The sequence below is a fragment of the Acidovorax sacchari genome (assembly GCF_042847045.1).
Classification (GTDB): Bacteria; Pseudomonadota; Gammaproteobacteria; order Burkholderiales; family Burkholderiaceae_C; genus Paracidovorax; species Paracidovorax sacchari.
In genome coordinates, this window is the sequence record NZ_AP035783.1 from 4026051 (window position 1) to 4048700 (window position 22650).

The window sequence follows — 22650 nt, forward strand, 5'->3', positions numbered from 1 at the left end:
CAGCACGGCCTTACAGTGCGTCACCCGCGCGACGGCTGCCTGTGGACAGGCGCCCCGTGCCCGCTCCTTTTCAGTTGACGCCAGAGGCCTGCATGACCGCAAACGCCCGCATTCCCGCCAGAAAACTTCCCCTCTACCGCTCGCTTTACGTGCAGGTGCTGTTCGCCGTCGTCGTGGGCGTGCTGCTCGGGCACTTCTACCCCGAGATCGGCGAGAAGATGAAGCCCCTGGGCGATGGCTTCATCAAGCTCATCAAGATGATCATCGCGCCCATCATCTTCTGCACCGTGGTGGTCGGGATCGCGGGCATGGAGGACATGAAGAAGGTGGGCCGCACCGGCGGCCTCGCCCTGCTCTACTTCGAGGTGGTGAGCAGCATCGCGCTGGTCATCGGCCTGATCGTCGTCAACGTGCTCCAGCCCGGCGCGGGCATGAACGTCGATCCCGCGTCGCTCGACACCAAGTCCATCGCGGCCTACACGGCGCCCGGCAAGATGGGCACGACCACCGACTTCATCATGAACATCATCCCCACCACCGTGGTGGATGCGTTCGCCAAGGGCGAGATCCTGCAGGTGCTGCTGTTCGCCGTGATGTTCGGCTTCGCGCTGCACCGCTTCGGCGGCCGCGGCACGCTGGTGTTCGACTTCATCGAGAAGACCTCGCACGTGCTGTTCACCATCGTCGGCTACATCATGAAGGTGGCCCCGATCGGCGCGTTCGGCGCCATGGCCTTCACCATCGGCAAGTACGGCGTCGGCTCGCTGCTGTCGCTGGGCAAGCTGATGGGCTCGTTCTACCTGACCTGCGTGCTGTTCATCTTCATCGTGCTGGGCCTCATCGCCCGCTTCCACGGCTTCTCGATCTGGAAGTTCGTGAAGTACATCAAGGAAGAACTGCTCATCGTGCTGGGCACCTCCTCCAGCGAATCGGTGCTGCCGCGCATGATGGAGAAGATGGAGAACCTGGGCGCGAAGAAGACCACCGTGGGCCTCGTGATCCCCACCGGCTACTCCTTCAACCTGGACGGCACCTCCATCTACCTGACCATGGCCGCCGTGTTCATCGCCCAGGCCACGAACACGCCGCTGGACATCACGCACCAGATCACCCTGCTGCTGGTGCTGCTGCTCACCTCCAAGGGTGCGGCCGGCATCACCGGCAGCGGCTTCATCGTGCTGGCCGCCACCCTCTCGGCCGTGGGCCACGTGCCCGTGGCGGGCCTCGCGCTGATCCTGGGCATCGACCGCTTCATGTCCGAGGCACGCGCGCTCACCAACCTCGTGGGCAACGGCGTGGCCACCCTCGTCGTGGCCAAGTGGACCGGCGACCTCGACACGGAGCAGCTCAAGCAGCGCCTGGACAACCCCGACTGGGTGGCCGCGCAGGAGCCGGAAGCGATCCTGGACCACAAGACGGAGCGCATGGACGTGTCGGGTACGCGCTGAGCGCCCTGCCCCCACACCGCACCGAGGCCGGCACATGCCGGCCTTTTTCTTTCCTCGGAAGGAACGCGCCTTGCAGCAGGCGCTGCCGGTCGCTTCGCAGGATGGCGCGGCACTTCGTCCGTGAGAGGCGCTGCTCTGCGGTTTTTTCGACAGTCGATGCATTCAGACTATCGGCAAGAAAAATCAATGCCCCGTATCTCATTCCATTGTGGATTACTCAAGTCCTGCCTTCCCTCAGGGGAGCGCGACACCCCAGCCCCCACCGCCGGCAGATCCCCGCCAGCCTCCGGCTCCAGCAGCAAATGCCTGGATGCCGCACGTTTTACCGGAATGCCTGCATCACGCCGCCGCAGGGGGGGAGCCGGCCCGCAGGATGCGCCGCCGCCCGAAAGTGCCGCGGCCGGGCCCTCCAACCACTCCGGACCGATCGGCAGGGGGCGGACCGCGCTGCTGCGGCGCCAGCCCGATCCCGACACCAACCTGCGGCTCGCCTATGACACCACGCCCCCGAACCCGCCCGGGACCATGGCATTCTTCCGGTCGTCGGGCCAGGCAGCGAAGTTACCGCCCGGCTTCGACACCCGCGGACTGGAATCGCTGCAGATATCGGGAAGCGAGCGCATCACATCGGAAGCCCAGGTGCATGCCATCCGCCAAATCTACGGCGATGCCCCTCTGGTCGTAGTGGACCTGCGCCAGGAGTCGCACGCGGTGGCCGATGGCCATTCCCTGACATGGCGCGGCACCAATGACTGGGGCAATGTAGGACTGGACACGGCGGCAACCATGGCGCGGGAGGCAGATCAGCTCGAGGAACTGCGCAGGCAGGGCAACGCAGTGGCGATCCACGCAGAATATGTGAAGGGAAGAATGGACGATCCGGCCCCCCGGCCACTGGTCACCACCCTCGCCCGGTCGGAGCAGGACATCGTGGAAGCGGCGGGCGCCGAGTATCGCCGTATCGCCGTCACGGACCATGTGCGCCCGTCCCGCAGGGATGTGGACCAGTTCATCGAGCTGGTACGTGACTTGCCGGAAGGCACGGGCCTGCATGTGCATTGCAACGGCGGCCACGGAAGGACCACCACTTTCATGGTGCTCCACGACATGCTCCACAATGCGCGGGAGGTCGATGCCGACGCCATCATGGCGCGCCAGTCCAAGCTGAGCCATGACCACAACCTGACAGACACCAGCACGGTCAAGAAAAGAAAACAAACCTTCCACGCGGACCGGCTTGCGTTCTTCCATGAGTTCCACGCGTATGCACGCGAAAACCCAGGGGGAAGGCCGCTGACATGGTCGGAATGGCGCCGCAGCGACGCGGCACAGCCCACCTGAGCGGCTCGCGGCCCGCAGGCAATCAACCGACTTGCGGGCACGCCACGAACGCGGGCAGCCGCTCGGCCGCCGCGGCGAAGGCCGCCAGCGACGGATGCGACGTATCCACCACCCGTCCGGGCAGCACCAGTCCGGTGAAGCTCCATGCCACCGCCGCGGCGATGCCGCCGTGGGACAGGGCATCCACGTCCGGCATGCTGCCCGCACCGGCGATGGCTTCTTCCAGCTGCGCGTAGGCGGCATCCAGCTGCAGGCCGACGCGGTCCAGCCAGGGCCGGTGCTGCTTTTCCTCGGGGCGCAGCCGCTGCTCATAGACGATCTGCACCGTCTTCTCGCACGCGGCGAGCGCGAGGCCGGCGATGCGCAGGTCCTGCAGGCGGGCCGTCCGGTCCGCCGGGACCAGGCGGGCAGCAGCCTCCGGCCTGCAGGCATCGATCCACTGCAGGATCAGCGTCGAATCCATCAGCACCGTGCCGTCGTCCGCCACCAGCGTGGGCGCCTTCACCACCGGGTTGACCGCGCGGAATGCGTCGAAGGTGCTGAACACGGACAGGGGCCGGTGCTCGAACGGCACGCCCAGGTGGCGCAGGGTGACGGCGACGCGGCGCACGTAGGGCGAGTCGAGCATTCCGAAGAGCTGCATTGGAGGTCCTTTCCTGGAGTGTCGTGGTGCGGCCGGACGGCGGCATCGCAGGGAACGTGCCCTACGATAGGCGGGCGCGCCATGCGCACACAGGGGCGGGCATCGGATAAAGCCCCCGCCCACCGATGAACCATCGGCCGCGGCGCCCGCCCGGCCCCGACATTCCATGCGAATCGACAAGAAGGACTGGCTGATCCTGCAGGCCCTGCAGACCGACGCACGGCAGAGCCTGGCCGCGCTGGGCAAGCGCATCGGCCTGTCGCAGCCCGCGATGAGCGAGCGCGTGCGCAAGCTGGAGGACGCCGGCATCATCGAAGGCTATGGCGCCCGGGTCCACCTGGGCCGCATCGGCGTGGGCCTCACGGCCATCATCCGCATCGAGACCACGCACCGCGGCATCGCGCCCTACCTGGAGTTGTTCGAAAGCATGCCCGAGGTGCTGGAGGCCGACCGGGTGACCGGCCAGGACTGCTTCATCGTGCGCTGCGCCATCGCGGAGCCGGCCGACCTGCAGCGCGTGGTGGACGCGCTGGCGGTGCATGGCTCGGTCACCACCTCGCTCGTGCTCTCCAGCCCCGTGCGCAAGCATGCCACCGTGCAGGCAGTGCGGCCACCAGCGCGGTGAGGAGAGCCCGCCCGGGCCCAAAGAAAAAGCCGCCGTCCGCACAGAGGCGGAAGGCGGCGGCTGCGCCGGCCCGCAGGCCGGGGCGGTGCATCGCGGCAGGAATTACTGCTTGACGGCCTCGACCTGGGCCACGATGCGCACGTTCTTGGGGAAGCCGTACTGCACGCCGTAGTCCAGGCCGAACAGGGTGCGGTCGATCGTGGTCTCGAAGTCGCCGCCGCACACTTCGCGCTTGAGCATCGGGCTCTGGTAGCAGGCGAACTGGTTGGCCTTGAAGGTCGCGGGATGGGTCTGGCCCTTGAGGGTCAGGTTGCCGGCCACGGACACCAGCTTGTCGCCGTCGAAGGTGAACTTGTCGCCCACGAAGCGCGCGGTGGGGTACTTGGCCGCGTCGAAGATGTCGGGGCTCTGCAGGTGCTTGTCGAAGGGCGGCGTGCCGGTGTTGATGGAGTTGATCTGGAAGGTGATGTCCACCTTGCCGGTCTTGGCGGCCTTGTCCAGCTCGATCGTGCCTTCCTTCTTGTCGAAGCGGCCGCGGTTCACGCTGGCGCCGAAGTGGCTGATCTCGAACGTGGCGAAGGTGTGCGTCGGCTCCACCGTGTACGTGGCGGTCTCGGCCTGGGCGGCACCGGCAACGAGGGCGGCCGCGGCGGCCAGGGCGAACAGGGATTTGCGCATGTCGGGATCTCCGGTTGAAAGAAAGGGAAGGAAGGGAAAAGGGACAGGGAAAGCGCGGGCTCGGCCCCGGGGCTCAGAGCTTGCCCACGCCCGTGAGCGCGAGCTTGAACTTCACCTGCACGTCGTCGGCGACCATGGAGGTGTCGGCCCACTCGTTCTCGCCGATCTTGAAGGCCAGGCGCTTGATCGGGAAGCTGCCGGTGGCGATGGTGGTGGCGCCGTTCTGGGTGAGCGTGACGGGTGCGACCACGTCCTGCGTGGCGCCCTTGATGCTCAGCTTGCCGGCCACCTCGAACTTGCCCGGGCCGGTGGACTTGATCGCCGTGGACTGGAAGGTCGCCTGCGGGAACTTGGGCACGTTGAACCACGTGGCCTTGGGCAGTTCGGCGTCGGACTCCTTCACGCCCAGGGTGGCGCTGCCGGTGTCCACCGTGATCGTCACCTTGCTGGTGGCGAGCTTGGCGGGGTCGAAGGCGACCTGCGCGTCGAACTTCTTGAAGCGGCCCTCGACGGGCACGCCCATCTGCTTGCTCACGAAGGTGATCTCGCTCTGCTCGGGCACCAGCTTCTGCTGCGCGAAGGCGGGCGCGCCGGCCAGCAGCGCGGAGGATGCCAGCGCGAGGCCGGCGAAGAGGGAAGGGGAGAATTTCATGGATCGCTCCGTTGGTTCGGTGGATTCGGTGGCGGGTGGTCAGGCGCGCCCGGGCAGCATGCGCCCGATCAGGCCGTCGCGGTCGATGACCTGGTGCTTCAGCGCCGCGGCCACGTGCAGCACGACGAGCACGGCCAGGGCATAGGCGCTGATCTGGTGCCAGGGCTTGATGGCCTCGGCCAGTTCGGGGCTCACCGGCACGAAGCTCGGCAGCGGCACGATGCCGAGGAACACGATGGGAAAGCCCGCCGCCGAGCTGTAGGCCCAGCCGATCAGGGGCACGGCGAAGAACAGCAGGTACATCAGGTGGTGCGTGCCGTGGTGCGCGGCGCGCTGCCATGCCGGCATCGCGGACTGCACCGCCGCGGGCAGCGCCGGCGGGCGGTGCGTCAGGCGCCAGAGCAGCCGGAGGGCCGACAGCGCCAGGATGGCCACGCCGGCCCACTTGTGCCAGTTGTAGAACTTCAGCCGCTGCGGCGAGAACGGCAGCCCCGTCATGTACAGGCCCAGCAGGAACACGGCGACGATGGCCAGCCCGAGCACCCAGTGCAGCAGGATGGCGGTGGCGGTATAGCGGGCCGGACGGGACGGGGTCATGGATCGTTGGGGCGATGGTCTTTCGGGCGGCCGCGCATCGCGGCCGGGCTGGTGCGCCGCCAGTCTAGGGCCGCTGCCTCCGTAAATCTTCAATCAAATTGATGCTTTGATTCAATTTTTGTGAAGCCGAGAGGACTTGACTCGGCGGGCAAAGGCGCCTCGGCCAGCAGCGCCTGGCGGCTTGCGGCATACAAAGCGGGATTGCCGCCGAACTCCGCGGTGGCCCGCCGGGCCCGGTCCATGAGCGCGAGCAGCGCCGCCCGGATCGCCGCAGGCTCCCCGAGGCGGGAGAGTGGCCCGGACACCGTCAGGGCGCCGCGGAGCTCTCCGGGCGCCCCGAATACCGGCACGGAGGCGGCCGCCGTTTCCCGGTCACGCTCCCCGAACGAAGTGGCCCACAGCCGGGCGCGCACCGACTCGTGGGCCGGATCGCCCTCCGAGAACGCCAGCAGCACCTTTCCCGAGGCACCGAGATGCACGTCGAACGCCTCCCCCACGCGGATGGACACGCGCACGGCGCGCGACGGCTCGACGCGGCTGAGCACCAGGCGCCGGTCCCCGGAGCGCACGTAGAACGAGGCGGTTTCCCCGAGTTCGGCACTGAGTTCGCGCAGCAGCGGCTCCACGATGGAGTCGATGCGCAGGCTGCGCTGGTAGATGGCGGCCAGCTGCACCGGCGCCGGCCCGATGCCGTACAGCCCGTCGTCCCACTTCCGGATGAAGCCGCCGCTTTCCAGGGCGCCCAGCAGCCGCAGCACGGTGCTCTTGTAGAGCCCCGTGCGCCGGGACAGCTCCGTCAGCGTCAGCCGCTCGTCCTCCGGGGCGAATGCACCCAGGAGGGCGAACGCGCGGTCCAGGACGGCGACCCCGCTGGAGGCCTCGGAGGATTCTTGTGTCATCGGCGTCAGAAAGATCACGGCTATGTTCTGCTGAGTAGAACACAGCGGCCGCGAGGGTCTGGCTGCTCAAGGGTTATCCCGCATGGTTCACGCTGGCGCGCGCCATTAAAGTTCTTTCCAACAGAACACGGTTCTATTGAACAGAACAGCCAAGGAGACACCATGCTTTCTCTTTCTCGCCTGCTGGGTACCTGCGCCCTGCTCGCCGCGTCCGCAGCGGCCCTCGGCCAGCCAGCCGACTATCCGTCCCAGTCCATCAAGGTCATCGTTCCCTTCCCGCCGGGTGGCGGCACGGACATCGTCAGCCGCATGGTGCTGGACAAGATCCGCGCCTCCACCGGCTGGACGCTGGTGGTGGACAACAAGCCGGGCGCCGGCGGGAACATCGGGATGGACGCGGTCGCCAAGGCCGCCCCGGACGGCTACACCCTCGGCATGGGCCAGACGGCCAACCTGGCCATCAACCCGAGCCTGTACGCGAAGATGCCGTACGACGCGTCCAGGGCCTTCGTTCCCGTCGCCACCGTGGCAGGGCAGCCCGTCGTGCTGGTCGTCAACGCCGCATCGCGCTTCAAGACCCTGGCCGACCTGGTCGGCGCCGCGAAGGCCCGACCCGACTCCCTGTCGATGGCCTCCGCGGGCAACGGCACCGTGGGCCATCTCACCGGCGAGCTCTTCATCCGCCAGGCGGGCATCCGCACCAGCCACATCCCCTACAAGGGCGCCGGCCCGGCGGCGACCGATCTCCTGGGCGGCCAGGTCGATTACTACTTCGCGACGCCCCAGACCGTGATCCCGTTCATCAAGGCGGGCAAGCTGCGCGCGCTGGCCGTCAGCTCCGCGAAGCGCCTGCCGGTGCTTCCCGACGTGCCCACCATTGCCGAGTCGGGCTACAAGGGCTTCGATACCAGCGACTGGAAGATGCTGGTGGCACCGGCCGGCACGCCGCCGGCCGTGCTCGCCCGGTGGCAGCAGGAAGTGGCCAGGGCCCTCGCTCGGCCGGACACCATCGCCACGCTGCAGGCCGAAGGCAGCACCCCGATGGCGACCACGCCCCGGGAGGCTGCCGCCCTCATCCGCAGCGAGCAGCAGCGCTGGGGCGAGGTCATCCGCAGCAGCAACGTGAAACTCGACTGACCATGGCCCTCCCACCCCTTCACGGCGTCCGCGTGCTGGACCTCACCAATGTGCTCGCGGGCCCCTTCGCCTGCCACCAGCTCGCCCACATGGGCGCCGACGTCATCAAGGTCGAAGCCCGGCAGGGAGGCGACCTGGCCCGCCAGCTGGGCGCCGACCAGGACCTGAACCAGGCCGACATGGGCGTCTCGTTCCTGGCCCAGAACCCCGGCAAGCGCTCCATCACGCTCAACCTCAAGCACCCCGCGGGCAAGGAGGCGCTGCGCAGGCTGGTCCGCACGGCGCAGGTGCTGGTGGAGAACTACCGGCCCGGGGTCATGCAGCGCCTGGGCCTGGGCTACGAGGAACTCCTGAAGGAGAACCCGCGGCTGATCTACTGCGCCATCTCCGGGTTCGGGCAGGACGGTCCGCTGCGCGACCTGCCGGCGTACGACCAGATCATCCAGGGCATGTCCGGGATGATGAGCATCACGGGCGCCCCGGAGACGGCGCCCTACCGCGTGGGCTACCCCGTGGCGGACACGATCGGGGGCATCACCGCCGCATTCGCCGTGGCGTCCGCCCTGGCGGACCGCCATCGCACGGGCGGCGTTTTCATCGATGTCTCGATGCTCGAAGCGGCCATCGCGACCATGGGCTGGGCGGTATCCAACCACCTGATCGCAGGGCGCGAGCCCCGGCCCCTGGGCAACGACAACGTTACCGCCAGCCCGTCCGGCACCTTCCGGACCGGGGACGGCCTGCTCAACATCGCGGCCAACAAGCAGGAGCAGTTCGAGGCGGTGTGCGCGGTGCTCGGCCACCCGGAATGGACGGCGGACCCGCGGTTCGCCGACCGCCATGGGCGGCTGCGGCACCGCGCCGAACTCACGGCCCTGGTGGAAGCAGCGCTGTCCGCCGGATCGGCGGACGCGTGGTGGAAGCGCCTCAACGAGGCGGGCGTGCCCGCGGGGCCGGTGTACACGGTGCCCCAGGTGCTGGAGCATCCGCAGATCGCCGGCCGCGGCATGGTGGGCACCTTCAAGGACGTTCCCGGCGTCGGCCGCGACATCCGGGTCGTGCGCACGGGGTTCAAGTGGAACGGCGAAGCACCGGCCGTCGGCACCCCGCCGCCCCGGCTGGGCGAGCACACGGCGGACATCCTGGCCGAGCTCGGCTATTCGCCGTCGGACATCCGGGAACTGGCACAGGAGCAGGCGATATGAGCACCCAGGCCCCCCGCGTGAGCGACTGGTGGACCACGTCCATCATCGACATGAGCCCCGGCAGCATCCGCTACCGCGGATACCCCATCCAGGACCTGATCGGCCGCATCGGCTTCGCGCAGATGATCTGGCTGATGACACGTGGCGAGTTGCCCGGCGAACGCGAAAGCCGGCTGCTCGACGCCGCCCTCATGTCCGCGGTGGACCATGGGCCGCAGGCCCCCAGCATCGCCATCGCCCGGATGGCCGCGACCTGCGGCGTGGGGCTGAACAACGCCATGGCCTCGGCGGTCAACGTGCTGGGCGACGTCCATGGCGGGGCCGGCGAACAGGCCGTGGCCATGTACCTCGACATCGCGGCCCGGCAGGATGCGGGCGCCGCGCCGGACGACGCGGTGCGCGGCGGGCTGGACGCGGCCATCGAGCGGCACGGCAGGTTCGTCTCGGGCTTCGGCCATCGCTTCCACCCCGTCGATCCCCGCGCGCCGCGGCTGCTGGAACTCGTCGACGAGGCCGCGCGCGAGGGCACCGTGAGCGGGCGTTTCGCCGCCATCGGGCGCGCCGTGGAAGAGGAACTGGCGTCCCGCAAGAACGGCCGGCGCATTCCCATGAACATCGACGGCGCCACCGCCGTCATCTACGCGGAGCTCGGCTTCCCGCCGCCGCTGGCGCGCGGCCTGTTCTGCCTGTCGCGCTCCGTCGGCATCCTGGCGCATGCCTGGGAGCAGACCGGCCAGGGAGGCCGCAACAAGGGGCCGATCCCGCGGGAATACCTGTGGACGTACGACGGCCCCGCGCCGCGGGACCTGCCCTGACCACCACGGCCGGCCGGCGCCACCGGCCGCCCTACAGGCCGGCGCACGCGATCGGCGGCACTTCGGGCGCGGCGACCGTGCGGGTGCCGGGATCGACGGACATCCTGACGCGCTCGATGCACGTGTAGAGCACGGCGCCCTGCCGCTCCCGGCTGCAGTCCACGCCCTGCCCGGCCTCCACCACGCTGCAGGAAAAGCCCATGCCCGACAGGCTGGCCAGAGCCGCCCCCAGGGACGTGCCTGCCGGCACCGCGGCCGCCACGCTTTCGCCCAGCCGGGAGCGGTCGGGCGTGTAGCAACCCGCCAGGGCGAGGGACAGGGAGGCGGCGAGCAGGCCGTGCGCGAGTCTTTTCATGGGCACCACTGTCGCAGCATCGCCAATGAAATTGATGCACTGATTCAATTTCCTGCATGCGCCAGGCCGCGCAGCCGGCTCGACCGTGGCTAGCATCGGTTGGCGGCCCGCCGGGCCCCATCCATCGGAAAGCGAGGTAGTCCCTTGAAGAAAATGCTTGTGTCCCTGGTGGCCTGCTCCATGGCCACCATCGTCTCGGCCCAGGACGGCGGCGGCGCACTGGCGCCCTCGGTCGCCGTGAACTTCGGCAAGCCCACCTTCACGCAGAAACTCTTTTACGAGAAGCTGTACGAGAAGAAGCCGTTCGAGGACGCCATGCTGTACTACTACGACAACGGCGTGTACAAGATCATCTCCCCGGGCGAAGAGCACTACGGGGTGTACGTGGTCCACGGCAAGATGACCGACGACGAGTACGCGGTGAACTTCATCTCGCTGCCCTCGACCGACTGGGGCGGCAAGACGGCCATGCATGCCCTGAAGTTCAACCGCAAGACCGGCAAGTTCACCCAGCAGGCGACCTGGGAGGACGACCCGAACATCGCCCCGCAGTACGGGCGGTTCAGCCAGGAGGTGAACACCATCGCCGATCCGCGGCCCGTCAACTGGGACAACCATGCGAAGCCCGCGCAACGGGCAGCCCGGCCATCGGGCCAGTGACGGCTGACGGAACGACTCGCCGGCGCCGTCAGGCCCGGATCAAACGCGTATTACCTGTCGCATTTCCCGGGCTGGGCCAGGCCGAGCTTGGTGATGTCGGTCTTGCCGCGCTCTTCCGTGACCTGGGTCAATCCTGCGCCCGCCGTGAAGGCGCCCATGCGGATGTACTGGCGGACGTAATAGTTCTGACCGGCGTCCATGAACATCTCCAGGGTGCTGTCGGAGAACTCGGACTCCGTCTGCAGGGTGTGCTTCTTGCCGCCTTCCACCTGCGTGTAGAAGAACACGTCGGGGGCGCTTTCACCCAGGCATTTGCCATCGACCAGAATGTCTTTCTTCAAGGCCTTGCCGATGAAGCTGTCACGGTAGACATACAGGCCGGCATTGCCCGCCGCCGGCGCATCGAATTGCTTGGCCTTGTCGGACTCCTCCTTGGAAGCCATGTTGACCGAAGCGCATCCGGTGAGCAGCAGGGTGGACAGCGCGAGCAGGGTGAGAGGAAGGCGGATCTTCATATCGGCATCAATGTCAGGGCGTTGAGTTTCAGGAGCCCGCGCAGCGTGAGCCGCCCGCCTCCCGGCCCGCAACTGTCGAGTTCGCGGGCGGGGCGATTATGCATTACTGTTTCAATACGTAACCACCCTTGCCTCGACGCACCTCAATCCAGGGCGACGATCGCCAGGCACGCTCCCGCGGCCTGGTAGGCGCCCGTCGGAACCAGCCCGGTGATGCGCCCCGCGCGCGGCGCGATGACCTGCATCTCCATCTTCATCGCCTCCATCACGGCCACCACGTCGCCCTCGGCCACGGTGTCGCCCTCGGCCACCTTCCAGGCCTGCACGGTGCCGGCCACGGGCGCGGGCACGGCGCCCTCCTCCGCGGCCCCCCCGGCATCGGCGGCCTGCACCAGGGCGCCGGCAGGCTGCGCGCCCGTCCCGGCCTGCAGGCCCTGCAGCAGCAGCGCCGGCAGGCCCAGGGCCACGCGGCGGCCGTCGATCTCGATGGCGGTGCGCACGAGTGCGGTATCGGCCAGCGGCTCGGCGCGTGCCGCGGCGGCCAGGGGCTCGGCGAAGTCGGTCTCGATCCAGCGGGTGTGCACGCGCAGGGCCTCGCCGTTCGTGAAATCCGGGTGCTCCATCACCGCGCGGTGGAAGGGCAGGACCGAGGCCACGCCGCCGATGCGGAACTCGCGCAACGCGCGGCGCGCCCGGGCGATCGCCTGCTCGCGCGTGGCACCCGACACGATGAGTTTCGCCATGAGCGAATCGAAGGTGCCCGGCACGATGGAGCCGGCCTGCACGCCGGTGTCCAGACGCACGCCCGGGCCCGAGGGCGGCTCGAACTGGGTCACGCCGCCGGGCGTGGGCAGGAAGCCGCGGCCCACGTCTTCCGCGTTGATGCGGAACTCGATCGAATGGCCCAGCGGTTCGGGCGTCTGCGTGATGCGCAGCGGCAGGCCTTCGGCGATGCGGAACTGCTCCACCACGAGATCGACACCCGTGGTCTGCTCGGTGACGGGATGCTCCACCTGCAGGCGCGTGTTCACCTCCAGGAACGAGATCGCCCCCGTGCCCGAGAGCAGGAACTCCACGGTGCCGGCACTGGTGTAGCCGGCGGCAGCGCAGATGTCGCGCGCGGCGGTGTGGATGCGCTCGCGCTGCTCCGGCGTGAGGAAGGGCGCGGGCGCTTCCTCCACGAGCTTCTGGTTGCGGCGCTGCAGGGAGCAGTCGCGCGTGCCCAGCACCACCACGTTGCCGTGCGTATCGGCCAGCACCTGGGCCTCGATATGGCGCGGCCGGTCGAGGAACTGCTCCACGAAGCATTCGCCGCGGCCGAAGGCGGCCGTGGCCTCGCGCACGGCGGAAGCGTAGAGGTCTTCCACTTCGTCCATGCGCCACGCGATCTTCATGCCGCGGCCGCCGCCGCCGAAGGCCGCCTTGATGATGATCGGCAGGCCATGCTGCTCGGCGAAGGCCAGCACCTCGGAGACGTCCTTCACCGGGCCGGCCGTGCCCTGCACGAGCGGCGCGCCCACCTGCAGCGCGAGTGTGCGCGCCTCGACCTTGTCGCCCAGGCGCTCGATGGCCTCGGGCGGCGGGCCGATCCAGGTCAGGCCCGCGCCGATCACGGCCCGGGCGAAGCCCGCGTTCTCCGACAGGAAACCGTAGCCCGGGTGCACGGCATCGGCACCGCTCCTGTGGGCCGCATCCAGCAGCTTGTCGATGTGCAGGTAGGTGTCGGCCGGGCGGTCGCCGCCCAGGCCCCAGGCCTCGTCGGCCATGCGCACGTGCAGGGCGTCGATGTCGGCATCGGCATAGACGGCGACGGAATGGAGGCTGTAGTCGGCGCACGCGCGGGCAATGCGGACGGCGATCTCGCCGCGGTTGGCGATCAGGACTTTTTTCATTTCATCAACTTTCGCGGGAAGCAAGCGCGGGAGCGGCGAGATCGCCGCCTGCTGCGCAGGCCCGGCGATGTGCAGAAACGCCCGCTGCGCAGACGTTTTCGCCGCGGTTGGCGATCAGGACTTTTTTCATGGCATTCAGGAACGGATGACGGGTTCGAAAGCGCGGATGGGACGGAAGCGCACCCAGGCGTTCACGGGGATCTGGCCCGCCAGGTCCAGGTGGTGCGGCGCGACGGCGCCGATGACGGGGTAGCCGCCGGTCAGCGGATGGTCGGCCAGGAACAGCACGGGCTGGCCGCTGGGCGGCACCTGGATGGCGCCGGCCACGGTGCCCTCGCTGGGCAGCTCGCCCTGCACGGCGCGCGCCAGGGGCGTGACGCCTGCCAGGCGCAGGCCCACGCGGTTGGATTGCGGCGTGACCTGCCAGCGCTGGGAGGCCAGCAGCGCCAGGGCCTCGGGCGTGAACCAGTCGGTGCGCGGCCCGGGCACGCAATCGAGGATCACCTCATGGCCGGCCTGGGGCAGTCCGCCGGGGGACAGCTCGGCCGCTCCGACTGCCGCAAGCCCCTGCGGCGCTCGCACGGGCAGCACGTCGCCCGCGGCCACGGCCGGGGGGCCCACGCGGGCCAGGGTGTCGGTGGCGCAACTGCCCAGCACCGGCACCACGCCGAATCCACCGCGCACCGCCACATAGCAGCGCGCGCCGGCATGCGGCTCGCCGATGGAGAGTTCATCGCCGTCCGCCAGCGCCACGGGTGCGTATCGCGGCAACGGCCAGCGCCGTCCGTCCACGGCCGTGCACCACAGGGGCGCATCCGCGCCGGCCACGGCCACGACGGTCTCGCCCTGGCTGCGCAGGCGCAGGCCGCCCTGCACGGTCTCCAGGCAGGCGGTATCGGAGGGATTGCCCACCAGCCGGTTGGCGGCGCGGCAGGCGGCCCGGTCCATGGCGCCGGAGGCCGAGACGCCCTGCCCCGCATGGCCATGGCGGCCCAGGTCCTGGAACAGGGTCTGCAGGCCCGCGGACAGCACGCGCAGCGCGGGCCCTTGCGCTGCGGCGCCCGGCGCGGCGGATGCGGATCCGGGTGCGGAGGGCACCGCAGGCTTCACCGCCTCAAGGGCTTCCCGCGCCGCTGCCGGCAGCGTGGCGATGTCCACGAAGCGTACGCGCGCGCCGGGCTGCAGGAGCGCGGGCGGATCGCGGTCGATGTCCCACATCGCCACGGGCGTCGTGCCGATGATCTGCCAGCCGCCCGGGCTGGCCTGCGGATACACACCGCTGAAGGTGCCGGCCAGGCCCACGGCACCGGCCGGGATGCGGGTGCGCGGCGTGGTGCGCCGCGGCACGTCCAGGGACGGATCACCGCCGGCCAGGTAGCCGAAGCCCGGCGCGAAGCCCGTGAAGGCCACGGTGTATTCGCTGCCGGTGTGGCGTCGCACCACCTCGTCGGGGGTGATGCCCAGCCTCTGTGCCACCTCGGCCAGGTCCTCGCCGTCGTAGCGCACGGGAATCTCCACCAGGGTGTCGCTGCGCTGCGCCGCGCCGCGCACGTCGCGCCGGGCGATCGCCTCGACCAGCGCGGCGAAGCTCTGCGCCGCGGGCCGGTAGCGGACCAGCACGGTGCGCGCGGCCGGCACCAGTTCTTCGATGCCGGCGATGGGGTCGCGCTGCAGCGAGGCATGCAGCGCCAGGGTCTGCTGCAGGTCGTCCAGCTCGACCAGCAGGGCATCCAGGTTGACGGGAAGAAAGCGCAATCGGGAACTCCGTCAGACGTGGTAGGTGCTGTCGGGCACGTCGGTGATGAACATGTGGCCCGGCGCATGGGTGACGGCGAAGGGCACGCCGGAGGCCATCACGGCCGCCTGGGGCGTGACGCCGCAGGCCCAGAACACGGGCACCTCGCCGGGGCGGATCTCCACCGGATCGCCGAAGTCGGGCCGCGCCAGGTCGGCGATGCCCAGCGCCGCCGGGTCGCCCACATGCACGGGCGCGCCGTGCACCGACGGGAAGCGGCCGGAGATCGAGACCGCATCGGCCACCCGGTCGGCCGGGACCGGCCGCATCGACACCACCAGCTCGCCGTGCAGGCGGCCGGCGGGCCGGCACATGCGCTGCGTGCGGTACATGGGCACGTTGCAGCCCTGCGCGATGTGGCGCACCTCGATGCCGGCTTCCTGCAGCGGCGTCTCGAAAGTGAAGCTGCAGCCGATCAGGAAGGTGACGAGGTCGGGGTGCTCCGCCCAGAGCGCCGTGGCGTCGGCCACCTCCTCGGCCAGCCGGCCATCGCGCCAGACGCGGTAGAGGGGAATGTCGGTGCGCAGGTCGGCGCCGTCGGCCAGCACGGTGGCGTGGCTGCCGGCCTCGATCACGTCCAGCACCGGGCAGGGCTTGGGGTTGCGCTGCGCGTAGAGCAGGAAGTCCCAGGCCCACTCGCGCGGCAGGGCGATCATGTTGGCCTGGGTCATGCCCGGGGCGCGGCCGGCGGTGGGTTCCACCAGGCCGGTGCGGTAGCGGGCGCGGGCCTCGCGGGCGGCCTGGATGGCGGCGGCGCGGGCGGCTTCGAGGGGGGAATTCATCGGCGGCTCCTTTCTCCGGTCGTGCCCGTCATGCAAAGGCGCGCAGGGCGATGCCCTCGCGTTCCAGCGCCTCGCGCACGGCGCGGGCCATGGACACGGCGCCGGGGCTGTCGCCGTGCACGCAGATGGAATCCGCGCGCACGCGGGTGGTGCTGCCGTCGATGGCCTGCACCGTGCCTTCGCGCACCAGCTGCAGCATACGGCGGGCCACGGCATCGGCGTCGTGCAGCACGGCGCCGGGCTCGCGCCGCGACACCAGCGTGCCCTGGGGCGTGTAGGCGCGGTCGGCGAAGGCCTCGGCCACCACGCGCAGGCCGGCGTCCGCCGCCCAGCGCTCCAGCGGGGAGCCCGCCAGCACCACCAGCGCCAGCGATGCGTCAATGGCGCGGATGGCGGCGATCACGTCGCGCGCCTGCCGCTCATCGTGCGCGATGGTGTTGTAGAGCGCACCGTGCGGCTTCACATAGGTCACGCGCGTGCCGGCGACCGTGGCCAGGCCCTGCAGCGCGCCGATCTGGTAGATGACGTCGGCGACGAGATCGGCGCTCGCCACGTCCATGTTGCGGCGGCCGAAGCCGGCCAGATCGCGATAGGCCACGTGGGCGCCCACCGCCACGCCGCGCTCCTTCGCGCCGCGCAGCGTGGCCAGGATGCCCGCCGCATCGCCGGCATGGAAGCCGCAGGCCACGTTGGCGCTGGTGACGATGCCGAGCATGGCGTCATCGTCGCCCATGCGCCAGGCACCCAGGCTTTCGCCCAGGTCGCTGTTCAGGTCGATATGCATACGAGAGAAAAAAGAGGTCGAGGAATGGGAGACCCGAAGGGTGCGGCAGGCAGCGCCGCTCAGGCCGCCGCGTCGGTGCTGGCGGACAGTTCGCGCCCCTGCGTTTCCGGCAGCGCCAGGCAGGCGATGACGACGATCAGGTAGGCGCCGGCGGCCATGTAGCCGATGGACACGCCCAGCGGCATGCTGGCGCTCATGTGGCCGATCATCGCCGGAAACACCGAGCCCACGGCGCGGCCGAAGTTGTAGCAAAAGCCCTGGCCGGAGCCCCGGATGTGGCTGGGGAACAGTTCCGACAGGTAGGCGCCCATGCCCGAGAAGATGCCCGAGAGGAAGAAGCCCAGCGGGAAGCCCAGCACCATCATGGCCGCGTCGGTGATCGGCAGTTGCGTGTAGAAGGTGACCAGCGCACCGGCGCACACCGCGAACAGGATGAAGCAGCGGCGGCGGCCCAGGCGGTCGGAGAGCCATGCGCTGGTGAGGTAGCCGGCGAACGAGCCGAAGATCAGCACCATCAGGTAGCCGCTGGTGCCCAGCACCGACAGGTTGCGCTCCATCTTCAGGTAGGTGGGCAGCCAGGTGGTGACCGCGTAGTAGGCGCCCTGCATGCCGGTGGCCAGCAGGCTGGCGAACACGGTGGTGCGCAGCACGCCGGGGCTGAAGATCAGCCAGAAGCTGGCGCTCTGCCCCGTGCGGGCCAGCTGCGCCTTGGTTTCACGATAGACGGCAGGCTCGCTGATGTTGCGGCGGATGTAGAGGATGAACAGGGCCGGCAGCGCGCCCAGCCAGAACAGCACGCGCCAGGCGTATTGCTGGTCCAGCAGGGCATACACGGCCCAGAAGGCGACGGCCGACAGGCCCCAGCCCACCGCCCAGCTGCTCTGCACCAGGCCCACGGCCTTGCCGCGGTGGCGGGCGCGGATCATCTCGGCGATCAGAACCGAGCCCACCGACCATTCGCCGCCGAAACCCAGGCCCTGCAGCATGCGGGTGATGAAGAGCTGCTCGGCCGATTGCGTGAAGCCGCTCAGGAAGGTGAAGAAGCTGAACCACAGCACCGTCAGCTGCAGGATGCGCACGCGGCCGTACCGATCCGCGAGGATGCCCGCCAGCCAGCCGCCGATGGCCGAGCTGATCAGCGCGCCGGTGGCGATGTAGCCCGCCTCGGCCTTGGTCATGCCCCAGACCAGGATGAAGGTCGGGATCATGAACGTATAGATCATGTAGTCGAACGCATCGACGCCATAGCCGACGAAGGCGGCGAAGAGCGTCTTGCGCTCTTCCTTGCTGGTTTCCTTGAGCCACATGGTGTGTTTCCGTTTCTGCGAAGGGAAGAAGACCCATGGCACAGAGCAATTACCGCGCCAACGTCTCATCAAAGACCCATCCATTGATGAATCATCTCCAAGAATTGTTGAACAATTTGATTTTGATCGTTGATGGGGATTACCCGCATGCGGCTGGTGCGCGCTCGGCACCGGCGCGGTGCGGCAGGCGGCGCGCAGTGCGGGGCGGGCGGCCCGCCCCCGATACACTGGCGGCCCGAGCAGCCGCGCTTCCTGCCGCGGCCGCGCGCCCTTTCCCTCCCAGCCGCAGCCGATGAGTGAATCTCCCGCACAGAACCTGACGGACCGCGTCAGCGACCAGATCCGCCGCCGCATCGTGGCCGGCGAACTCGCCCCGGGCCAGCGCCTGTCCGAAGCCGCGCTGGCCGAGAGCCTGGAGATTTCACGCAACACCCTGCGCGAGGTGTTCCGGCTGCTCACCAAGGAGGGCCTGCTGCGGCACGAGCCCAACCGCGGCGTGTCGGTGGCGGTGCCGAGCATCGCGTCCATCATCGACATCTACCGCGTACGCCGGCTCATCGAATGCCAGGCGCTGGCCCAGGCCTATCCGCGCCACCCTGCCAAGAAGCACCTGCGCGAAGCGGTGGATGCCGCCGTGCGCTGCCGCGACGCGGGCGACTGGCAGGGCGTGGGCACGGCCAACATGGAATTCCACATGGCCGTGGTGGAACTGGCCGACAGCGAGCGCCTGAACGTGATGTTCTCGCACCTGCTGGCCGAGCTGCGGCTGGCCTTCGGGCTGCTCAACGATGCGGAATTCCTGCACGCGCCCTACGTGGAGATGAACGTGAAGATCGTCGAGCTCTTCGAGGCCGGCAGGCTGCAGGAATCCTCCACCGTGCTGCACGACTACCTGGTGCATTCGGAGCGCATCGTGCTGGCTGTGTACGCGCGCCGGATCTCCGAACCCGGACTGGAACGCGGCGCCCGCTGATGCGCATGCAGGCCGCCCGCAACGCGGGACGGCCCGGGGGTCCGCATGGGCCCATGCCGCGCTACACTGCATGCGGCCGGGCCTCCGCCCTGCCCCAGCCCTCCTTACGCCCGCCACGACCGCAGCACGCATCTCCATGAGCACGCCCGACAAGATCGCCCCCACCTACGGCACCGAAGACCTGCTGATCAGCCTGTGCAATTCCGTCACGCGGGTGCTGAGCGTGGCCACGCAGACGCAGCTGCACTACTCCGGCATGGTGCAGCGCATCAGCAAGACCTGCCTGCGCCCCGACATCGGCTGCTTCGTGCTGTTCGACGGCGGCTTCTCCGGCCTGGTCATCATCAACCTCACCAAGGAGGCGGCGATGGAGATCTACCAGACCTACCTCCTGAGCATGGGCATGTCGCAGGACGACCTCGCGAGCTCCTACACCTCCGACGAGGTGGCCAACGTGATGGGCGAATTGATGAACCAGGTGGTGGGCGACTTCACCGGCAAGGTGCGCCGCGAACTGCAGACGCACATCACGCAGAACCAGCCCAAGATGCTGGCGCTGAACAAGCAGGTGATGCTGAGCGTGGACGCCAACCTCGACCAGCCCGAGGCGCGCCGCGTGACCTTCTACACGGCCAAGAACCACATCTTCTACCTCGAGCTGGCCATCGACCGCACCGAGTTCATCAAGCTCTACGACTTCGAGCCGCAGGAAGCGCCGGACCCGGACGCGCTGCTGGCCCAGGCCGGCAAGGGCGACGCCCCCGCCTCCGCGCCGCCGGCCGCAGGCACCGACAGCGACACCGACGACCTGCTCAAGTCGCTGGGCATGTGAGACCCGACTAATACTTGATGAAGATCGGCCTGGTGCACTCGACGAACAGCACCGAGCACTTCGATCCCGCTTTCTTCTCGCAGGATTCCAGGGCCCGCTGGCTGGCCACGCTTTCGTCCTTGCCGGTATCGATGCTGCCGGCCTTGCCGCCGTTCGCCCCGGCGACAGCCGCGCACTGGTTGAAATAAGCCATGTCCACCACGCAGTCGCGCACGCCGGTGGCACGGCACTTGCCCAGCGCATCCTGGCGCGCGGCTTCCTCGGTGGTCTTGCCCGAAGAGGTCCAGGCTCCTCGGCCCGCGTTGGAACTCACCATGGCCCCCCAGGTTTTCACCCACTCCCCGGTGGGTCGTGGCGGCGCGGCCGCCTCGTCGTCGGGCAGGCACTGCGCTCCACCGGCCTGGACACCCGAGGGGCACCGGGTCTGGGCCGCCGCGCCGGTCGAACCCATCGAAGCAGCAAGCCACACCGCGAGAAAAACAGCCGACCTCATCACGTACCTCCTGAATGGAATTTATATACCAGGGACGTGGAGGGAGCCACACACCCCGACGCGCGTGGGGTGCGCTCAGGCGCTCAGGCCTTCACCAGCAGCTCGCCCGTGATGTCGGAGACCTTCGCGACGCTGGTGAGCGTCATCGCCACGCGCATTTCCTTTTCGAGCAGCTCCAGCACATGCTTCACGCCGGCCTCGCCCGCCGCGGCCAGTGCGTAGATGAAGGCACGGCCGATCATCGCGGCGTCGGCGCCGAGCGCGATGGCGCGCACCACGTCCAGCCCGTTGCGGATGCCCGAGTCGGCCAGGATCTTGATCTGGCCCTTCACCGCATCGGCGATGGGCGGCAGCGCGTGCGCCGAGGAGAGCACGCCGTCGAGCTGCCGCCCCCCATGGTTGGAGACGATGATGCCGTCCGCGCCGAAGCGCACGGCGTCCTTCGCGTCCTCCGGGTCCAGGATGCCCTTGATGAGCATGGGCCCCTTCCAGAACGCGCGGATCCACTCCAGGTCCTTCCACGAGATGGAAGGATCGAAATTGGAGCCCAGGTAGCCCATGTAGTCGGCCAGCCCCGTGGGCTTGCCGAGGTAGGTGGAGATGTTGCCCAGGTCGTGCGGGCGGCCCAGCGCGCCCACGTCCCAGGCCCAGCGCGGGTGCGTGGCGGCCTGCCAGTAGCGGCGCAGCGCGGCGTTGGGGCCGCTCATGCCGGAATGCGCGTCGCGGTAGCGCGCGCCGGGCACGGGCATGTCCACGGTGAACACCAGCGCCGTGCAGCCCGCCGCCTGGGCGCGCTCCAGCGCGTTCTTCATGAAGCCGCGGTCCTTGAGCACGTAGAGCTGGAACCACATCGGCCGGCCGAGCTTCGGCGCCACCTCCTCGATCGGGCAGACCGAGACGCTGGACATGGTGAACGGCACGCCGTGCCGGTCGGCCGCACGCGCGGCCTGCACTTCGCCGCGCCGCGCGTACATGCCCGTCAGGCCCACGGGTGCCAGCGCCACGGGGATGGAAAGTTTTTCGCCGAACAGCTCGATGCTGGTGTCGAGTCGGCTCATGTCCTTGAGCACCCGCTGGCGCAGCGCGATCGCGGCCAGGTCCTCGACGTTGCGGCGCAGGGTCTGCTCGGCATAGGCGCCGCCGTCGATGTAGTGGAAAAGGAAGGGAGGCAGGCGCTTGCGCGCGGCTTCGCGGTAGTCGGCGGTGGAAGAGATGATCATGGTTGTCGGGTCAATGGGGGGGCAGCAGCGGCGCGGGGCCCGCGTCCACGGGCATGCGCGTGGAACGCTCGCGGCGGGCGCGGTCCTCGTCCAGGCGCTGGATGGTGGCGCGCACATGCTCCAGGTGCTCGCCGATGCACTGGCGGGCCCGCTGCGGGTCGCTGTCGAGAATGGCCTGCATGAGGTCCTGGTGCTGCGCGGTGAGCGCCTGCATGGTGACGGGCTCGCTCAGGCGGAACATGTCGTGGCGGTTGCGCTCGACGGTGGACAGCACCATGGTGAACAGGCTGTGCATCACCTGCACCAGCACCAGGTTGTGCGAGGCTTCGGCGATCGCCAGGTGGAACTGCGCATCGGCGCGCGACGCCAGTTCGGCGTTGCCGCTCTGCTGGTGCTGCATCATCACGTCGAAGCAGCGCCGGATGCGGTCCTTGTCCTCGGCGGTGGCGCGCTGGGCGGCCAGCCAGGCGGTGCTGCTTTCCAGCGCATGGCGGGTTTCGAGCACGTCGTAGCGGTAGTGCGGATCGGACTCCATCAGCCGCGTGAGCGGCGCCACCGCGGGCTGCAGCCACTCCGCCGATCCGCCCGCCTGCACATACGTGCCGTCGCCGCGCCGGCTGGCCAGCACGCCCTGGCTCACGAGCTTCTGGATCGCCTCGCGCACGGAAGTGCGCGACACGCCCAGCTCCTCCGCCAGCTGCCGCTCGGCAGGCAGCCGCTGCCCGGCCTGCAGCCCGCGGGACTGCACCAGGGCAAGCAGTTTCTCGACGACGTGATCGGCCAGGCGCATTGTGTGGTTCCTAGAGAGTTCAGGGATGATCCCGCGGCGCCAGGCACCACGCGCGTTGCATGAACCCCGCACAGCCTTTCCGGTCCGATGGCCGCGGAGCAGGCCAGGCCAGCGGACGCCGTGGAACGGGCTTTGCCCGGCCACCGGCGGCGTCCCCCTGCCCGCCGTGCGCAGCACGGCGAGAGCGGGGGGAAGCGGCGCAGCCGCTCAGG

General features: G+C 69.3%; 25 protein-coding genes. 9 read left to right on the forward strand and 16 right to left on the reverse strand.

Going from position 1 to position 22650, the window contains the following annotated elements:
• Nucleotides 1-92 precede the first annotated feature (92 nt).
• Together ACGHC0_RS17800 and ACGHC0_RS17805 are read left to right on the forward strand one after the other, a co-directional pair.
• Nucleotides 93-1448: a dicarboxylate/amino acid:cation symporter gene (locus ACGHC0_RS17800; RefSeq protein ID WP_415266337.1), complete on the forward strand. Its 1356-nt coding sequence runs from the start codon at nt 93-95 to the stop codon at nt 1446-1448.
• A 525-nt stretch (nt 1449-1973) separates the two neighbouring features.
• Nucleotides 1974-2789: a fused DSP-PTPase phosphatase/NAD kinase-like protein gene (locus ACGHC0_RS17805; protein WP_415266338.1), complete on the forward strand. Its 816-nt coding sequence runs from the start codon at nt 1974-1976 to the stop codon at nt 2787-2789.
• Nucleotides 2790-2811: 22 nt separating this feature from the next.
• On the opposite strand, the gene ACGHC0_RS17810 is transcribed toward ACGHC0_RS17805, so the two are convergent.
• Nucleotides 2812-3432, reverse strand: a complete 621-nt coding sequence (locus tag ACGHC0_RS17810; protein WP_415266339.1) for a glutathione S-transferase family protein — start codon at nt 3430-3432, stop codon at nt 2812-2814.
• Between the two features lie 166 nt (nt 3433-3598).
• Between ACGHC0_RS17810 and ACGHC0_RS17815 the strand changes: the two genes are divergently transcribed.
• Nucleotides 3599-4057, forward strand: coding sequence for an Lrp/AsnC family transcriptional regulator (locus ACGHC0_RS17815; RefSeq protein ID WP_013595775.1), 459 nt, complete (start codon nt 3599-3601; stop codon nt 4055-4057).
• A gap of 102 nt (nt 4058-4159) precedes the next feature.
• Here ACGHC0_RS17815 and ACGHC0_RS17820 read toward each other — a convergent pair whose 3' ends face one another.
• From ACGHC0_RS17820 to ACGHC0_RS17835, 4 genes are all read right to left on the reverse strand, one after another.
• Nucleotides 4160-4735, reverse strand: a complete 576-nt coding sequence (locus ACGHC0_RS17820; RefSeq protein WP_013595776.1) for a YceI family protein — start codon at nt 4733-4735, stop codon at nt 4160-4162.
• Nucleotides 4736-4808: 73 nt separating this feature from the next.
• Nucleotides 4809-5387 carry a YceI family protein gene (locus ACGHC0_RS17825; RefSeq protein WP_368352244.1) on the reverse strand — a complete coding sequence of 193 codons (579 nt, stop codon included), beginning with the start codon at nt 5385-5387 and terminating at the stop codon, nt 4809-4811.
• Nucleotides 5388-5426: 39 nt separating this feature from the next.
• On the reverse strand, nt 5427-5984 hold the full coding sequence (locus tag ACGHC0_RS17830) for a cytochrome b (protein WP_013595778.1): 558 nt from the start codon (nt 5982-5984) through the stop codon (nt 5427-5429).
• An 89-nt stretch (nt 5985-6073) separates the two neighbouring features.
• Entirely contained in the window at nt 6074-6883 is an 810-nt protein-coding gene (locus tag ACGHC0_RS17835; protein WP_415266340.1) for an IclR family transcriptional regulator, read from the reverse strand.
• 162 nt (nt 6884-7045) lie between these two features.
• Between ACGHC0_RS17835 and ACGHC0_RS17840 the strand changes: the two genes are divergently transcribed.
• Genes ACGHC0_RS17840 through ACGHC0_RS17850 form a run of 3 tightly spaced genes read left to right on the forward strand, consistent with a single transcriptional unit; the run spans nt 7046 to nt 10040 of the window.
• Nucleotides 7046-8020, forward strand: a complete 975-nt coding sequence (locus ACGHC0_RS17840) for a Bug family tripartite tricarboxylate transporter substrate binding protein (protein WP_415266341.1) — start codon at nt 7046-7048, stop codon at nt 8018-8020.
• 2 nt (nt 8021-8022) lie between these two features.
• Entirely contained in the window at nt 8023-9225 is a 1203-nt protein-coding gene (locus ACGHC0_RS17845) for a CaiB/BaiF CoA transferase family protein (protein ID WP_415266342.1), read from the forward strand.
• Complete coding sequence (locus tag ACGHC0_RS17850) at nt 9222-10040, forward strand: citryl-CoA lyase (protein WP_415266343.1); 819 nt, start codon at nt 9222-9224, stop codon at nt 10038-10040. The genes ACGHC0_RS17845 and ACGHC0_RS17850 overlap by 4 nt, the downstream gene beginning before the upstream one ends.
• A gap of 31 nt (nt 10041-10071) precedes the next feature.
• Here ACGHC0_RS17850 and ACGHC0_RS17855 read toward each other — a convergent pair whose 3' ends face one another.
• Complete coding sequence (locus ACGHC0_RS17855; RefSeq protein WP_415266344.1) at nt 10072-10395, reverse strand: hypothetical protein; 324 nt, start codon at nt 10393-10395, stop codon at nt 10072-10074.
• Between the two features lie 153 nt (nt 10396-10548).
• On the opposite strand from ACGHC0_RS17855, the gene ACGHC0_RS17860 reads away from it, so the two are divergent.
• Entirely contained in the window at nt 10549-11055 is a 507-nt protein-coding gene (locus ACGHC0_RS17860) for a hypothetical protein (protein WP_368355662.1), read from the forward strand.
• Nucleotides 11056-11105: 50 nt separating this feature from the next.
• Here ACGHC0_RS17860 and ACGHC0_RS17865 read toward each other — a convergent pair whose 3' ends face one another.
• The 7 genes from ACGHC0_RS17865 to ACGHC0_RS17895 all read right to left on the reverse strand — a co-directional run bounded on the left by ACGHC0_RS17865 (nt 11106) and on the right by ACGHC0_RS17895 (nt 18130).
• On the reverse strand, nt 11106-11570 hold the full coding sequence (locus tag ACGHC0_RS17865) for a DUF2846 domain-containing protein (protein WP_368352251.1): 465 nt from the start codon (nt 11568-11570) through the stop codon (nt 11106-11108).
• Nucleotides 11571-11713: 143 nt separating this feature from the next.
• A complete protein-coding gene (locus ACGHC0_RS17870) occupies nt 11714-13462 on the reverse strand; it encodes an acetyl/propionyl/methylcrotonyl-CoA carboxylase subunit alpha (RefSeq protein WP_415266345.1) in 1749 nt (582 codons plus the stop codon).
• A gap of 4 nt (nt 13463-13466) precedes the next feature.
• Complete coding sequence (locus ACGHC0_RS17875; RefSeq protein ID WP_368352253.1) at nt 13467-13592, reverse strand: hypothetical protein; 126 nt, start codon at nt 13590-13592, stop codon at nt 13467-13469.
• 5 nt (nt 13593-13597) lie between these two features.
• Complete coding sequence (gene pxpB / locus ACGHC0_RS17880; RefSeq protein ID WP_415266346.1) at nt 13598-15217, reverse strand: 5-oxoprolinase subunit PxpB; 1620 nt, start codon at nt 15215-15217, stop codon at nt 13598-13600.
• Between the two features lie 12 nt (nt 15218-15229).
• Complete coding sequence (locus tag ACGHC0_RS17885; RefSeq protein WP_415266347.1) at nt 15230-16039, reverse strand: putative hydro-lyase; 810 nt, start codon at nt 16037-16039, stop codon at nt 15230-15232.
• A gap of 28 nt (nt 16040-16067) precedes the next feature.
• Entirely contained in the window at nt 16068-16823 is a 756-nt protein-coding gene (locus ACGHC0_RS17890) for a LamB/YcsF family protein (protein ID WP_415266348.1), read from the reverse strand.
• A 59-nt stretch (nt 16824-16882) separates the two neighbouring features.
• Nucleotides 16883-18130, reverse strand: a complete 1248-nt coding sequence (locus ACGHC0_RS17895) for an MFS transporter (protein ID WP_368352257.1) — start codon at nt 18128-18130, stop codon at nt 16883-16885.
• Nucleotides 18131-18422: 292 nt separating this feature from the next.
• On the opposite strand from ACGHC0_RS17895, the gene ACGHC0_RS17900 reads away from it, so the two are divergent.
• Nucleotides 18423-19103 carry a GntR family transcriptional regulator gene (locus tag ACGHC0_RS17900; protein WP_368352258.1) on the forward strand — a complete coding sequence of 227 codons (681 nt, stop codon included), beginning with the start codon at nt 18423-18425 and terminating at the stop codon, nt 19101-19103.
• Between the two features lie 136 nt (nt 19104-19239).
• Complete coding sequence (locus tag ACGHC0_RS17905; RefSeq protein WP_415266349.1) at nt 19240-19935, forward strand: DUF3334 family protein; 696 nt, start codon at nt 19240-19242, stop codon at nt 19933-19935.
• Between the two features lie 7 nt (nt 19936-19942).
• Here the strand turns inward: ACGHC0_RS17905 and ACGHC0_RS17910 are convergent, their stop codons facing one another.
• From ACGHC0_RS17910 to lldR, 3 genes are all read right to left on the reverse strand, one after another.
• Nucleotides 19943-20428 carry a DUF4189 domain-containing protein gene (locus ACGHC0_RS17910; RefSeq protein ID WP_368352260.1) on the reverse strand — a complete coding sequence of 162 codons (486 nt, stop codon included), beginning with the start codon at nt 20426-20428 and terminating at the stop codon, nt 19943-19945.
• An 83-nt stretch (nt 20429-20511) separates the two neighbouring features.
• Complete coding sequence (lldD, locus tag ACGHC0_RS17915) at nt 20512-21648, reverse strand: FMN-dependent L-lactate dehydrogenase LldD (protein ID WP_415266350.1); 1137 nt, start codon at nt 21646-21648, stop codon at nt 20512-20514.
• A gap of 10 nt (nt 21649-21658) precedes the next feature.
• Entirely contained in the window at nt 21659-22438 is a 780-nt protein-coding gene (lldR, locus tag ACGHC0_RS17920) for a transcriptional regulator LldR (protein ID WP_368352262.1), read from the reverse strand.
• Nucleotides 22439-22650 lie beyond the last annotated feature (212 nt).

What these genes read in the sequence shown, in the direction of transcription:
- ACGHC0_RS17800 (WP_415266337.1), top strand. Translation starts at nt 93, where the DNA reads ATGACCGCAAACGCCCGCATTCCCGCCAGAAAACTTCCCCTCTACCGC.
- ACGHC0_RS17805 (WP_415266338.1), top strand. Translation starts at nt 1,974, where the DNA reads ATGGCATTCTTCCGGTCGTCGGGCCAGGCAGCGAAGTTACCGCCCGGC.
- ACGHC0_RS17810 (WP_415266339.1), bottom strand. Translation starts at nt 3,432, where the DNA reads ATGCAGCTCTTCGGAATGCTCGACTCGCCCTACGTGCGCCGCGTCGCC.
- ACGHC0_RS17815 (WP_013595775.1), top strand. Translation starts at nt 3,599, where the DNA reads ATGCGAATCGACAAGAAGGACTGGCTGATCCTGCAGGCCCTGCAGACC.
- ACGHC0_RS17820 (WP_013595776.1), bottom strand. Translation starts at nt 4,735, where the DNA reads ATGCGCAAATCCCTGTTCGCCCTGGCCGCCGCGGCCGCCCTCGTTGCC.
- ACGHC0_RS17825 (WP_368352244.1), bottom strand. Translation starts at nt 5,387, where the DNA reads ATGAAATTCTCCCCTTCCCTCTTCGCCGGCCTCGCGCTGGCATCCTCC.
- ACGHC0_RS17830 (WP_013595778.1), bottom strand. Translation starts at nt 5,984, where the DNA reads ATGACCCCGTCCCGTCCGGCCCGCTATACCGCCACCGCCATCCTGCTG.
- ACGHC0_RS17835 (WP_415266340.1), bottom strand. Translation starts at nt 6,883, where the DNA reads ATGACACAAGAATCCTCCGAGGCCTCCAGCGGGGTCGCCGTCCTGGAC.
- ACGHC0_RS17840 (WP_415266341.1), top strand. Translation starts at nt 7,046, where the DNA reads ATGCTTTCTCTTTCTCGCCTGCTGGGTACCTGCGCCCTGCTCGCCGCG.
- ACGHC0_RS17845 (WP_415266342.1), top strand. Translation starts at nt 8,023, where the DNA reads ATGGCCCTCCCACCCCTTCACGGCGTCCGCGTGCTGGACCTCACCAAT.
- ACGHC0_RS17850 (WP_415266343.1), top strand. Translation starts at nt 9,222, where the DNA reads ATGAGCACCCAGGCCCCCCGCGTGAGCGACTGGTGGACCACGTCCATC.
- ACGHC0_RS17855 (WP_415266344.1), bottom strand. Translation starts at nt 10,395, where the DNA reads ATGAAAAGACTCGCGCACGGCCTGCTCGCCGCCTCCCTGTCCCTCGCC.
- ACGHC0_RS17860 (WP_368355662.1), top strand. Translation starts at nt 10,549, where the DNA reads ATGCTTGTGTCCCTGGTGGCCTGCTCCATGGCCACCATCGTCTCGGCC.
- ACGHC0_RS17865 (WP_368352251.1), bottom strand. Translation starts at nt 11,570, where the DNA reads ATGAAGATCCGCCTTCCTCTCACCCTGCTCGCGCTGTCCACCCTGCTG.
- ACGHC0_RS17870 (WP_415266345.1), bottom strand. Translation starts at nt 13,462, where the DNA reads ATGAAAAAAGTCCTGATCGCCAACCGCGGCGAGATCGCCGTCCGCATT.
- ACGHC0_RS17875 (WP_368352253.1), bottom strand. Translation starts at nt 13,592, where the DNA reads ATGAAAAAAGTCCTGATCGCCAACCGCGGCGAAAACGTCTGCGCAGCG.
- ACGHC0_RS17885 (WP_415266347.1), bottom strand. Translation starts at nt 16,039, where the DNA reads ATGAATTCCCCCCTCGAAGCCGCCCGCGCCGCCGCCATCCAGGCCGCC.
- ACGHC0_RS17890 (WP_415266348.1), bottom strand. Translation starts at nt 16,823, where the DNA reads ATGCATATCGACCTGAACAGCGACCTGGGCGAAAGCCTGGGTGCCTGG.
- ACGHC0_RS17895 (WP_368352257.1), bottom strand. Translation starts at nt 18,130, where the DNA reads ATGTGGCTCAAGGAAACCAGCAAGGAAGAGCGCAAGACGCTCTTCGCC.
- ACGHC0_RS17900 (WP_368352258.1), top strand. Translation starts at nt 18,423, where the DNA reads ATGAGTGAATCTCCCGCACAGAACCTGACGGACCGCGTCAGCGACCAG.
- ACGHC0_RS17905 (WP_415266349.1), top strand. Translation starts at nt 19,240, where the DNA reads ATGAGCACGCCCGACAAGATCGCCCCCACCTACGGCACCGAAGACCTG.
- ACGHC0_RS17910 (WP_368352260.1), bottom strand. Translation starts at nt 20,428, where the DNA reads ATGAGGTCGGCTGTTTTTCTCGCGGTGTGGCTTGCTGCTTCGATGGGT.
- lldD (WP_415266350.1), bottom strand. Translation starts at nt 21,648, where the DNA reads ATGATCATCTCTTCCACCGCCGACTACCGCGAAGCCGCGCGCAAGCGC.
- lldR (WP_368352262.1), bottom strand. Translation starts at nt 22,438, where the DNA reads ATGCGCCTGGCCGATCACGTCGTCGAGAAACTGCTTGCCCTGGTGCAG.